The sequence below is a fragment of the Actinoplanes sp. TBRC 11911 genome (assembly GCF_012933445.1).
GTDB lineage: Bacteria > Actinomycetota > Actinomycetes > Mycobacteriales > Micromonosporaceae > Actinoplanes.
Genome location: NZ_JABBNC010000032.1, coordinates 33986 through 47007, shown reverse-complemented (window position 1 = coordinate 47007; position 13022 = coordinate 33986). Strand labels below are relative to the sequence as shown.

General features: G+C 69.5%; 10 protein-coding genes. 6 read left to right on the top strand and 4 right to left on the bottom strand.

Translation table 11 applies throughout. The features are described 5' to 3' along the window. The first annotated feature begins 29 nt into the window (after positions 1-29). The 5 genes from HH310_RS32560 to HH310_RS32540 all read left to right on the top strand — a co-directional run bounded on the left by HH310_RS32560 (position 30) and on the right by HH310_RS32540 (position 6753). Positions 30-1241, top strand: coding sequence for an SfnB family sulfur acquisition oxidoreductase (locus tag HH310_RS32560; RefSeq protein WP_169179551.1), 1212 nt, complete (start codon positions 30-32; stop codon positions 1239-1241). Positions 1242-1260: 19 nt separating this feature from the next. Next, a complete protein-coding gene (locus HH310_RS32555; RefSeq protein WP_169179550.1) occupies positions 1261-1728 on the top strand; it encodes an NADPH-dependent FMN reductase in 468 nt (155 codons plus the stop codon). 196 nt (positions 1729-1924) lie between these two features. Then, a complete protein-coding gene (locus tag HH310_RS32550) occupies positions 1925-3946 on the top strand; it encodes an ATP-binding protein (protein ID WP_169179549.1) in 2022 nt (673 codons plus the stop codon). Between the two features lie 123 nt (positions 3947-4069). Then, entirely contained in the window at positions 4070-5614 is a 1545-nt protein-coding gene (locus HH310_RS32545) for an NAD(P)/FAD-dependent oxidoreductase (RefSeq protein WP_169179548.1), read from the top strand. Between the two features lie 128 nt (positions 5615-5742). Next, positions 5743-6753, top strand: a complete 1011-nt coding sequence (locus HH310_RS32540; protein ID WP_169179547.1) for an alcohol dehydrogenase catalytic domain-containing protein — start codon at positions 5743-5745, stop codon at positions 6751-6753. Positions 6754-6762: 9 nt separating this feature from the next. On the opposite strand, the gene HH310_RS32535 is transcribed toward HH310_RS32540, so the two are convergent. From HH310_RS32535 to HH310_RS32520, 4 genes are all read right to left on the bottom strand, one after another. Further along, a complete protein-coding gene (locus tag HH310_RS32535) occupies positions 6763-7638 on the bottom strand; it encodes an alpha/beta hydrolase (RefSeq protein ID WP_211192900.1) in 876 nt (291 codons plus the stop codon). A 216-nt stretch (positions 7639-7854) separates the two neighbouring features. After that, positions 7855-8472: a TetR/AcrR family transcriptional regulator gene (locus HH310_RS32530; RefSeq protein ID WP_169179545.1), complete on the bottom strand. Its 618-nt coding sequence runs from the start codon at positions 8470-8472 to the stop codon at positions 7855-7857. Positions 8473-8497: 25 nt separating this feature from the next. Beyond that, positions 8498-10507, bottom strand: a complete 2010-nt coding sequence (locus tag HH310_RS32525; RefSeq protein ID WP_169179544.1) for an ATP-binding protein — start codon at positions 10505-10507, stop codon at positions 8498-8500. Positions 10508-10510: 3 nt separating this feature from the next. Beyond that, positions 10511-11806: an NAD(P)/FAD-dependent oxidoreductase gene (locus HH310_RS32520; RefSeq protein WP_169179543.1), complete on the bottom strand. Its 1296-nt coding sequence runs from the start codon at positions 11804-11806 to the stop codon at positions 10511-10513. A gap of 229 nt (positions 11807-12035) precedes the next feature. On the opposite strand from HH310_RS32520, the gene HH310_RS32515 reads away from it, so the two are divergent. Further along, positions 12036-13016, top strand: a complete 981-nt coding sequence (locus HH310_RS32515) for a zinc-binding dehydrogenase (RefSeq protein WP_169179542.1) — start codon at positions 12036-12038, stop codon at positions 13014-13016. Positions 13017-13022: the final 6 nt, after the last annotated feature.

Here is a 13022-nt window from a genome sequence, read left to right as displayed (position 1 = left end):
CTTTTTACCTAGTCACTCAAGGAGGCGACATGGTCGCGATCCTCTCTGGTGGACCGAACACCCAGGTTCCCGTCCTGTCCGACGCCGACGCGGTTGAGGTCGCCCGCGAGTTGGGCGCGAAGTTCGCCGCGGGTGCCGCCGAACGAGACCGGCAGCGGATCCTGCCGACGTCCGAGGTGGATCAGCTGTCCGCCGCCGGCCTGCTCGCCCTGACCGTCCCGGCGGACTTCGGCGGAGCCGGACTGGGCGCACAAACCCTTGCCGAGGTCGTACGCCTGGTCTCCGTCGGCGATCCGAACATCGCCCAGATTCCGCTCAGTCATTTCGTCTACATCAACGCCGTGCGCCACCGGGGTTCCACGGCACAGCAAGAGTTCTTCTTCGGCGAGGTGCTCGCCGGCAAGCGATTCGGCAACGCCCAGTCGGAGATCAAGAGTAAGAACGTGCGGGAGCACGCGACGACCCTGCGCCCGGCCGGTCGCGACTGGACTCTCGACGGCGAGAAGGGCTACGCAACGGGCGCGCTGTTCGCGCACTGGATTCCGGTGCTCGCCCACCTGGACGAGGGTGGTCCGCTGCACGTCGCCTGGGTCGAACGCGGCGCCGCCGGCGTGACCGTCGCCGACGACTGGGACGGGCTCGGCCAGCGCACCACGGCCAGCGGCACGGTCCGGCTCGACGCCGTCCACGTCCCCGCCGAGCACGTGATGCCGTACCACCTGACCTTCGAGAAGCCACAGACGTACGGCGCGTTCGCCCAACTGCTGCACGCGGCGATCGACGCCGGCATCGCCCGGGCCGCCGTCGCTGAGGCAGCCGCGTTCGTCACCACGAAAAGCCGGCCCTACCCGGATGCGGGCGTCGACCGGGCCGCCGAGGACCCGCTGGTCGTGCAGGCGTTCGGGCAGCTGGAACTGCAGGTCCGGGCGGCTGAGGCGCTGCTGGCCGAGGCAGGTCGGGCGGTCGACCGGGCCGACGCGGATCTCACCGCCGAGACGGCCGGCGCGGCGAGCCTCGCGGTCGCCGCGGCCCGCGCGATGACCACCAGCGCGTCGGTGGACGCCGGCAGCCGGCTTTTCGAGGTGTCCGGCACTCGCTCGGCGCTCGCGTCACTCAACCTGGACCGCCACTGGCGCAACGCCCGCACCCACACGCTGCACGACCCGGCCGCCTGGAAGGTGCAACACCTCGGCCGGTACGCCATCGACGGCACCCTCCCGCCCCGGCACGGGCAGATCTGACGAAGGGAGCGCACCCCGCATGACGACTGTCGTCCTCTCCGGCAACCCGCGACCCGGCTCCCGGACCGCGCGGCTGGCCGCAGCGCTCGGCGCCGCACTCGCCGGCGCCGAACCACACGTGGTGGATCTCAGCAAGCTCGCGGCCGGGCTGCTGACGCCGGGCGACGGACCGGCCACCGCCGCGCTGGACACCGTCCGCGGTGCGACCCGGCTGGTCGTGGCCACGCCCACCTACAAGGGCTCGTACACCGGAATTCTGAAGGTTTTCGTCGACCTGCTGCCGCCGGCCGCCCTGGCGGGTATCAACGCCGTGCCGGTGGTCACCGCCGGAACCCCGCCACAGGCCGAGGGCGCCGCCATCGCGCTGCGAGCGCTGCTGACCGAGCTCGGCGCCGACGTCGCCCCGGCACTGACCGCGATCGAGAGCGAACTCGACGACATCGAGGGTCTCGTCGAGGCCTATGCCACGTCATTCCAGACAAGCTGATATCTGCGATCTGAGTGACGGCAGCTTGTGGTAGGAATCGGAACGTACTCTCCGCAAGTTCTGCCTAGGGTGCTGTTTCGCGGTGTCTGAAATCACCTCGGCCGTACGGGATTGATCGGAATGCCGGACCGCATCATTGCTGCAGGTGGCTTTCCTTTAGGAGAAATAGTTGCAGACCCTTGGTGATCGGCTTGACATGAATCGCCGAAAGGTCTTTGTCGGACGCCAGCGGGAACGTGAACTGTTCGCCGCGTCCCTTAGCGATGATCGTGGCGACGGGTCGGTTCTGTTCGTGCAAGGTGCCGGCGGCGTCGGGAAATCCGCCCTGCTCGACGTCTTCGCTGACGACGCGAGGGCGAAGGGCCGCGCGGTCATCCGGATCGACGGCCGGTTCGTCGAGTCCGACCCCGCATCGTTCGCGGAGGCGGTCGGAGCGGTGCCGGCCGGGAGTGTGCTGATCATCGACACTTTTGAGCGCTGTCAGGGCTTAGAGCTGTGGCTGAGCCGTCACTTCCTGCCCGGACTGCCGGGCGACACGGTCGTCGTCATCGCGGGCCGCCGGGCGCCGGATGTGTCCTGGCGGTCGGATTCCGCGTGGTCCGGGCTGCTGCGAGTGCTGAGGTTGGGTGAGCTGGACGCGCCGGATGCGGCCCGGCTGATGGCCGGTCGGGGGGTGCTCGCCGCGCTGCGGCCCCGGGTGCTGGCGTTCGCCGGTGGGCATCCGCTGGCGTTGACGCTGGCCGCCGAGGTCGCCCGCAGCGATGTCGCGTCGGCCGAGACCTGGGAACCCGGCCCGGATGTGATCGGCACGCTGCTGGCCCAGCTCGTCGGCGAGGTGCCGAGCGAATGGCACCGGCGTGCGCTGGCGCTGTGTGCCCACGTCGAGGTCAGCACGCAGGAGACGGTGCGGACCGTGGTGCCCGCCGATCAGGCCGGCGGGGTCTTCGCGTGGTTGTGTGATCAGCCGTACATCGAGACCGATCCGCGTGGTGTCTTCCCCCACGACATCGTGCGCGACGTGCTGGAGGCCGAGCTGCGCTGGCGTGACGCCGAGGCGTACCGGGAAATGCATCGGGCCGTGCAGCAGCACCTGCTCGACGAGATCCGCGCCGACGGGAACGCGGATTACCTGCGGCTGACCCGGGAATTCGCCTTCACGTTCCGGCGGAGCCCGGTGATCTCGACCTTCTTCACCTGGCAGGGGACCGACGATCTATTCGGCGGCCCGTACCGGCCGGGGGAGCGCGCGACGCTGCTGGCGTTCACCGAGCGGGTGGCGGGGTCGGCGACCGCGCGGATCGCCGGATATTGGATGGATCGCCAGCCCGAGGCGTTCCAGGTCTACCGGCGGATCTCCAGCGGCGAACCGGTCGGCTACTCGGCGTGGCTGACGCTCACCGAGCCGGACCCGCGGGACCGGGCCGCCGATCCGGTGGTGGACGCCGTGTGGACGCACGTCGAACGCACCGCGCCGCCGCGGCCGGGTGAACACGTCGGAGTGTCGCGCTTCCTGGTCGAGGCCGAGGCGTACGAGCGCCGCTCGCCGGTCATGGATCTCATGGTGTTGGGTGTCTTCAAGGCGTGGCTGTCCGGCGATGGACTGGCCTGGAGCTTCTGCGCGGCGGGCCGTCCGGACCACTGGAGGGACGGGCTCGCGGGTCTGCAGCATCGCTCGGTGCTGCCGTATCCGCGGATCGACCGGGAGCCGGTCGGGCTGTTCGCCTGCGACTGGCGGCGTACCCCGGTCGAGCCGTGGCTGGACTGGCTCAGCGTGCAGGCGCTGCGCGGCCGGGCCACCGGCAGTCCACCGCCGCGGCCGGATGTCGACGTCCTCGGCCGCGCCGAGTTCGCCGACGCCGTCCGGTTCGCGCTGCGCGTCCTGCACGGCACGTCGCTGGGCGACAGCGTGCTGCTTCGCAGCCGCCTGGTCAACGGCAGCGTCGACCGCCGCCTCGCGCTGCGCGACCGGATCCTCGCGGAGATCCGCGAGATCGGGGCGGATCCCCGGGAGGCCAAGGTGCGGCGGGTTCTCGACGCCACCTACGTGCGTCCCGCCCCGACGCAGGAGGCCGCGGCCGGCCGGCTGAATCTTCCGTTCACGACCTACCGGCGGCACCTGACCCGTGGCATCCAGCTTCTGACCGAGCGCCTCTGGCAGCAGGAGCTGAACGCCTCGGTGGACAGTGTTCGGTCAGAAAACGGCGTTGACAATGGATAGCCATCGCGTTTCCGGCAATCCGGGATTGCTGTGAGAAACGCTTTACGCTGGCATTTCTCCTGGTCACGTGCTCCCTCTCACGTCGGATAAAAGGCACCGGAGAATCGGGATAGCGTCGCTCGCATGCCACCACTGCGGGATCACGAATTCGACGTCGTTTTCATCGGAGCCGGCCATAATGCACTGGTCGCCGCCGCTTATCTGGCCAGGGCCGGGCGAAGCGTGCTTTTGCTGGAACGAACGGAGCGAGCGGGCGGGTTTGTCCGGACGCAGGAGCTGACCCTTCCGGGTTTTCTGCACGACACGTACTCGGCGGTGCATCCGCTGTTCGCCGAGTTCGGCCTGCGGTATGTACGAGGCGATGTCTCCACCGGCGTCTCCCTGCCGGGCGGTCGCGGCGTCGTCATCCCCACCGATCCTCGCGAGCTGGACGCCGAGCTCGACCGGCTGGGCGAACGCGGCGCCTGGTACGGCCTGTTCGCCGACCTCGCCCCGGTGTTCGAGGAGGCGCTGCCGCTGCTCGGCACGGACCTGACCAGCTTGGACGCAACCGCCACGTTCAACTATCTGACGCGCGAGTTCGCGACGGCACCGATGCCGTTCGAGCACCTGCTCGCCGGGAACGCGGCCGACCTGCTCACCGATCGTTTCCGGTCCGAGGAACTGCGGGCGAACTACCTGGCCTGGCCGGTGCACATGGGCGTCGGGCCGCGAGACGCCTCGGGCGCGTTCTGGGTCTGCGTGATGATGGCCGCGCTCGCCGGCGGCAACCCGCAGGCCGTGGGCGGTAGCGGTCGGCTGGCGGACGCCCTGGTCGCGCTGGTCGAGAAGCACGGCGGCGTGATCGTCACCGGGGCCGAGGCCGACACGATCGTGGTCGATGGGGGACGGGCCACAGGCGTACGCACGAAAGGGGGTGAGGTCTTCACGGCCACCTCGGGGGTGGTTGCCACGACCTCGCCCGATGCTCTCTACAACCGGCTGCTACGCGACGTCGTGACGGTCCCGCCGGGGGTGCGCAGCCAGGCCGCGCGATACCGGTATCGGCGCGGTTGCCTCCAGGTCAACCTGGCGCTCAACGGCAAGCCACATTTCGCGGACGCGCGGATGGACCATGGTGGCCTCATCACCCTCGGCCGCGGTTTCGACGACATGATCGCCGCGGTGCGGCAGGCGGACGACGGGGTGATTCCTGAGCACCCGACGATCTCGTGGCACGAGCCCAGTGCCGTCGACCCGGGCCGCGCCCCGGACGGCTCCGCGACCGTACGGCTGCAGATCTTCGAGGCGCCGTTGTATCCGAAGGCGGACGCGGCCGGGGTCATCCCCACCGATGGCACGTGGACCCGGGATGTCGGGGAGCGGTACGCCGATCGGATCGTCGCCGAGGCCGCACAGCATGTCGAGGGCCTTGAGGACATGATCGTGGGCCGGCATGTGCTCACTCCGGCGGACATCGCGGCGGCGAACCCGAACGCCGGCCCTGGCGACTCCAACGCCGGGCACAACGCGCTGTCGCAGGGCTTCACCCAGCGGCCGCTGCCGGCCCATCGTGGTGGCTACGCCACGGTGGTGCCCGGCCTGTACATGATCGGCGGCGCGACGTGGCCGGGCCCGGGCGTCAGTGGCGCCTCCGGGCGTGCGGTGGCACAGATCCTGCTCGGCTGAGCGCGGGCTCACCCTCCGGCTGCTGCCGCTTTCGCGATCGCTTCGCCGCGCGAAAGCGCTGTGAGCTGCGAGTACTCTCGCCAGTGGGTGATCGTCCCGCTGCCCTGAGTAAGCATGGGGGTCTGCCGATGCTGACTGCCGTCGCCAACGCGCCCGGCGAGCCGCTCGTGTTCACCGAACGTGACGTGCCAGAGCCCGGGCCGGGTGAGGTTCTCGTCAAGATCACTGCGTGCGGGGTGTGCTACACGGATTTGGATGTGCTGCAAGGGCATTGGCCGATGGCGCGATTTCCGGTCGTCCCCGGGCACGAGATCACCGGGGTCGTGGTCACGGCCGGTCCGGGTGCTTCCTGGCAGGAGGTGGGTTCCGCCGTGGGCGCTCAGATACTGGGCGACTCCTGCCGTCATTGCGACTATTGCGCGCGCGGTGACCAGATTCTGTGCCCGCAGAAGCGTTTCACGGGCATCGTCATGGATGGCGGTTATGCCGAATACGCGGTCCTCAAGGCCGATTTCGTGACCCGGCTGCCGGAGGGACTCGACCCGGTCGCCGCGGCTCCGTTGATGTGCGCGGGCCTGACCGCCTTCAACGCCTTACGGCGGGCCGGGATCACGCCCACCTCACGTGTGGCGATCATCGGCGCCGGGGCTCTCGGCATGCTCGCGATCCGCTACGCCGTCGCCATGGGCGCCCGGGTGGCTGTCGTCGGGCGCTCGGACCGTGAGCTGGCGGCCGGCAAGGAAGCGGGCGCCGAGCGGTTCATCTCCACCGCGGACTCCGATCCCGCGGAGGCGTTGAAGGCCTGGAACGGCGGCGCGGATCTGATCCTCAACGCGTCGCCGTCCACCTCGGCTGCCGCGGCGGCGTTCACCGGCCTGGCGCCCGACGGCACGCTCGTGCTGTGCGGGTACGGGGCCGACCCGCTGATCCTGCCCACCGAGCCGATGGCCCTCAACCGGCTGCACGCCATGATCAATCCGTCGGGGTCACCGCACGACGCTCGCGACACCCTGGCGTTCTCGGCGGCGCACGGCATCCTCCCCGAGTTCACCCCGATCGCGCTGCGCGACGCCGGCACCGTGCTCGATGCCATGGCCCGAGGTCAAGCCGGCCGGCGCTCGATCATCGTCTTTGACTGATCATCGCCGTCATATCGTCCGCAGATATCGGATGCGGTCGGCCTGAATTCGTCGCGCGATGTCGGTGTTGAAAGCCATGGTTTCGAAGGCGTGCACGACTCCGCTGTGCAGGTGCAGCTCGGTGGGAACACCGGCGAGGGAGCATCGCCGTGCGTATTGCAGGTCTTCGTCGCGGAGAATGTCGAGCTCGAGCGCTTCCATATAAAGCGGCGGAAGGCCGGCCAGGTCCGAGGCGCGGGCCGGCGCCGCATAGGCGGATACATTATCGGTGCCGTACGCGTTGCCCAGAAATGCCCGCCAGATCGTCTCGTTGTCGTCGTAGGACCAGGTGTAGAGGCCATCGAGCTCCGGATCCGGTTCGATGGTGCGGTCGTCGAGCGCGGGATACAGCAGGATCTGCTTGGCCAGTGCCGGCCCGCCCCGGTCACGAGCGAGCAAGGCCAGGCTGGCCGCGACGTTCCCGCCGCCGCTGTCGCCCATGACAGCGATCCGGGCGGGGTCGACGCCGAGATCGCCGGCGTGCTCGGCGAGCCAGGTCAAGGCGGCGTAGCCGTCCTCGACCGGCGTCGGGTGCGGGAACTCCGGGGCGAGCCGGTACTCCACCGACAAGAAGGGGACACCGCTGGAGGAGACGAACCGTGACACGGTCCCGTCATAGAGGCTCACACTGCTTGCGATCATGCCACTGCCGTGGAAGAACAACACCGCCGGACCCGGAATCGAATCCTCCTTGACGTACCACCGCAGCAGCAGCGTCGCCCCGTCCGAGGCGGTGGTCGAGAAATCCGTGGTTACCACATCACCGGGCACTCCAGGCGCGGCATCGACCATGGCGTGTGCCGCGTTGATTCCCGCGCGTCGCGACACCACATCCCCGACCGGCATCCGGGGAACATTGAACGATCCCCCGAAAATGGCCTCCAATGCCGCACGCACATCCGGATCAAGAGACAGAGGCATAGCGCTTCCCCATCTTTAGATTTGCGAAAGGCCTCGCCAAATAGTCAGGCCCATTTCATGATGCGGTTTCGTCGGCCATTCTGACACGGTGTCGGAATCTTCGGCAGCGTGATGATCGGCACACTGGCTCGGGTGGCGTTCTCAGCCCCGGACCCCGCGGCGGTACACCCCGTAATACTGATTGGCGGCCAACTCCTGGGCGATGATGTCGTCGCGCTCGGGTCCACGAGTGGTCACGTGGTGGGTGATCACCTGGAACCCGCCCCAGATGATGACCTCGGCGGCGGCTTGCGCGTCCACCTCGGCCGGCGTCCGCCCGGCCGCCTGCTCGGCACGCAACAGGCCGACCTCGCGCTGGACGAATTTCCGCCGGTATCCCTCCCACGCGGCACCGACTTCGGGATCGTACGCAGCCGCCTCGAGCACGGCGGCGAGCACGAGTTTTCGCTCCCTGAAGAACGCTATCCCCGTCCGATATGCCTCGGTGATCGCTTCCAGGTCGACCGGGGTCCCCTCGCTGCTCTCCCAGTTGGGGGAATGCAACGCTTCAACCAGCCGCAGCACCAGCTCCGTCTTGCTGCTGAAGTACAGGTAGAACGTTGACCGCGCCAGGCCGACCTCGGCGGCGATCTGCTTGATCCCCAGCTCGGTGAACGAGACGCCGCCGGCCAGGAGGCGCTCTGTGGCGGCCATCACGGCGGCCACGACAGCAGCACGCCGGACCGCCGGATCGTATGGCCGGCGAACGTTGGAAGACACGCCGCCATCCTAGATTTCGTCACCCCTACGCCAAGTCATCAGCGGTCGAATAGCCGTGCAGTTCCTGGTGCCACAACAGGTCGGTGAGCTCCTCAACGGCGCGGGACAGGTGTCGCCGGTATGTGCTCAACGGCAGGCCCAGGCGTTCGGCCGCGGCTTCCTGGGAGGGCACGCCGTGGAAGTACTCGGTGGTCAGCGCGCTGTGCCAAGCGACCGTGCGAGGGTCGCCGGCCAGGACGGCGGCCGCGTCGCCGATGGTCGTCCTCAGGTTCGCGACCCGGTCGTCTCCGTCGGCCGCGGCGAGGCGGCTGCGGGACAGCGGGTTCGCGGCAATTCGCGCGGGGCGGCGCCATGCGCGCAGCACCTCGCGCACCGCCAGGTTGAACTCCTCGCGGGAAAGAACCGCCAGGTCACTCGACGGGGCTGGTGGCGTGCGCTGCAAGAGTTCAACGCCGACGTGGCGGTCGAGCCACGTGTCGAACGGCACTGCCCGCCAGTCGTGGCCGAACAACTGGTAGCGGCGACCGCCGACCTCGCTCTGGCGGCCGACCGCGTGCTGGTCGAGATAGTCCATCTGGCCCTGCCAGGCCGGCGCGTCGGCCACCACCAGATAGCTCCAGGCCAGCCGGTCCGCGCGGAGCCATTCGGCGAGGATTCGGGACTGCACCAGGTCTCCGGTGGCGGACGGGCGCTGGTAGGCCTCGGGGTCGACGATAAAACGCGCGACGGCGATGTGCTCGCCGGCCCGCAGCGGTCCGGTCGAGCGCGCGTGCTGCCACGCCGCCGCCACGACCGGATCCGCGGCGATCTCGTCGGAGTTCGGCTCGGTCAGTCGCAGCCACACCATGAAGGCATACGGCTTCGGCTCGCCGGGTCGCCGGAACACGCTTACCGCGGACGGCTGCCGGTCCAGCCAGAAGCCCGCGATCCGTGCCGACTCCGGCCCCTCCGCCCGTTCGGTCAGCGCGACGACGACGTCGCCGACATCGTCGCGGTACGGTTCGATCCGGATGTCGTGCCGGCGTTGGAAGGTGATGTAGTCGGACATCACGCCGCCGTGCCGGTGCAAGAAGGTGAGATCCCGCATCCTGTCCAGCAGCCCATCGCCCCGCGTGGCGTCGGTGCGTGACAGCAGGTAACGGCGGATGCCCCGGTGCATCTCCGCGTATCCCGACGGATCGCGCCACCGCAGGTCGTCGTCGAGGGCGTCCCGGACGATGTCATGAGGGAAGAGCCCGTGCGGTCCGGCCTCGATGTACGGCTGCTCACGGAGCCAGTCGAACAGCCGGCGCGCGCCGGCGTCCCGACCGAGGACGGCGCGCAGCAACTCCTCGGTGGTGTCGAACGCGTGCGCGCAGATTTCCAGCGCGCGCTGATGCGCGTCTGACGGGACCGCGCCGACGAGCTCGCCGAGCAGCGTCCGGATGACGTCGTGCCCGCGTTCGGTGACCGCGCCTTCCCGCGCCGACCGCGCGCCCAGCGACAGGGCCAGCGGGTGTCCGCCGGCGTAGGCCAGAAGCTCGGCCCGCGCGGACGGTGGAACGTCGAGGGCGTGCAGGAACGTTTCGGCGTCCTCGGGGCCGAGGTTGCGCAGCCCGAGCACCTGCAGCAACTCGCCCCAGCCCGGGTCCGCGCGCCAGTCCGGCGAAGGGCCGCTCCGGCCCGCGATCACCACCACGGCGTCCGGGGCGATGTTCGGCAGGAACTCGTCGCGAAGCCAGCTCTCGAGGCCGGCGCCCCGCTCGAACGTGTCGATCAGAAGCACGCCGGTGGCGGGCGCCTCCCGGAACGCCTCCGGCGTGGGGTCGCTCTCGCGGAGGTCGATGAGGGTGACCGTGCGGGCCGTGTCGCGCGCGTCCTCGGCGAGCTGCCGCAGGAGCGCCGTCTTGCCGATGCCACCGGGGCCGTGAATCCACAGCACGGCGGCCGGCGACGCCCCGGCGAGCATGGTGCCGAAGATCTCGCGTTCCGCGGCGCGGCCCACGAACGTGCGCCGGCGTGCGGCTCGGATCCGGGCGCCTAGCGAGTGCGGCACAAATCAGCCTATCCGGCCGAACAGCGAGGAGGGCGGCTCCGTCATGTGCATCACCTTGATGAACGCCCTACTGAGCTCGGGATCGCTCGCCGCGGCCGCATGAAACTTCTCCCAGTACGCGTTGAGCGCCTCATGCTCGGGCGGGCGGAACCCGACGGCCTCCGGGAACCGTAGATCGTTGCCGACCGCGACGGTCCACGGTGTCTCGATTGCCTCGGCCGCTCGCCGGAAGAAGCGTTCGGGGAGCGCGTCCGACCCCTCGGCCAACAGCTCGCGCAGCAGCGTCGCCTCGACCGCGGCGACGGTCATCCCCTGGGCGTAGATCGGATTGAAGCTGCACATCGCGTCGCCCGTGACCAGAAAACCCTCGGGCAGGCGCGGCAGCCGCTCGTATCGCCATCGTGTGTTGGCGGCAAAGCGCATCTTCACCGGATCGTCGAGCGGCTCCGCGTCCCGGATGATGTCGTAGATGTCCGGGCTGGCCAGTGGCTTCACCCAGTCCAGCATCGCGGCGTGGTCCATCGGCGGGTCGGCGCCCAGCATGCCGCCCACGACCACGGCGAAGCGATCACCTTCCTGAGCGAGCGCGAACCCGCCGTGCAACTGTCCCGGGTAGTAGTTGACCGACGTGCCGATCCGGCCGCCGAGATCGCTCGGATCGCGGCGGTAGTGGCGCGTGATGTTGACCAGGTTGACGCGCAACGTCTCCTGCTCGGGAGCCGGATAACCGAGATCCCACAACCAGGCCGGGGACCGCGATCCCCGGCCGGCGGCGTCCACGACCAGTTCGGCGGGCAGTGCGGACTCCGTCGAGTCGGTCCGGGACACGGTCCGCACCCCGGTGACGTGCCGGCGATCCGCGGTCGAGGTCAGTCCGACGACGTCGAGCGACGGCAGAATCCGGATCCCGGGGAACTCGGCCAGCCGGCGCCGCACAACATACTCGACGAGCGGCCGGCTGGCCCCGACGCCGACAATGCCGGACGCGGCCGGCTGCAACTGATGGCCGCCGATGTACCAGTGCATGTCGCGCAACGGGTCGCCGAACGGCGCACCCGCGGCGCGCAGATCATCGCTGAATCCCGGCAGCAGCTCCTCGATCTCCTGCAGGCCTCGGGCGAGCATCGCGTGCACCTGCCGGCTCTGCGGTACGCCGCGACGGGGTGCCGGATGGTCAGGCAGCGCGTCCCGGTCGATGACGGTGACGCTCGGATAGCGACTTCGCAGTGCCACCGCTGTGAGCAGCCCGGCCATGCCGGCGCCGATGACGACCGCGTGGTCGCCTCGAAAGTCAGTCATGACCCTATGGTTCGAGCTGCCGCCGCTCACCGGCCAGGGCAAACCACGCTCACTTCGCACTCACCGGCGGGCGGTCGTGACTTGTCGCTCAGCAGCTCGGTGGTGATCGACGGCACGTTGCCGAACCGGCGGGGTCCTCTTGTACGGTTCACTCGGACATGGTGTCCGACCTTGACGACCGATCGATTGTCCCTTGGCGCGGTGAACGTGGCGTGGAAGGAATGTGTGCGTGTTGGTAGAGGGAAACGCCTGGCGTGTGGTGGCGTTTGGTGACGTGCGGCTCGAACGCCTCAGCTATGACCAGATGCCTGCCGGACACTTGCTCGTCCGGGTTCGCACGGCGGGGGCCGGCATGCCCGATGCGATGATGGTGGCGGGGCAGTTTCCGGTGCTCAGTACGCCGCCGTTCGGACTGGGCGAGGAAGTGTGCGGCGACGTGGTCGCGGTGGGTGAAGGCTCACGGTTCACCGTCGGCGAACGAATCATGGGGATCACCGCCTTCCTACTGGGCTGGGGCGGCTACGCCGAGTACGCCTACGTGCGGGAACAATCTGCCGGGCGGGTGCCCACGCGATTCAGCGACGAGCAGGCCGGTGGGTTCAGCATCGGCTTCCGTACGGCGTACCACGCGCTGGTCGAGCGGGCTCAAATAAGGGCCGGCGAGACCGTGGTCGTGCTCGGGGCCGCCGGCAGTTCCGGGGTCACCGCGGTCCGGCTGGCGAAGGCGTTGGGCGCCACGGTCATCGGGGTGGCCGGCAGTGACGAGAAGCTGGCGTTCGCTCGCGAGGCGGGCGCCGACGACGTGGTCAGTCATCACGTTGACGACCTCGCCGCCGAACTCGGCGCGCTGACCGGCGGCCGCGGGGTCGACCTGATCCACGATGCCGTGGGCGGCCCGGCCGCGGAAGCCGCGATCAAGGCGCTCGGCCGCAACGGACGCATCGTCCTGGCGGGCCTGGCCAGCGGGCAGCCGGTCAAGCTGGATCCGCTCGACATGCTCGGGCGCAACTGGGGCGCGTTGGGCGCGCTGAATTTCGGGCATGCGCCGGAGTACGACGTGGCCGTCTGGGACCGGCTGATCGACCTGGCGGAGAAGGGCCTGCTGGACACTCCGGTCGGCCGCGTGTGGGCGTTCGACGAGGTGCCCACGATGATCGCCGGTCAAGGGTCGCCGCCGCCCGGTAAGTCGGTGGTCCGCGTAGCGGACTGAGCGACC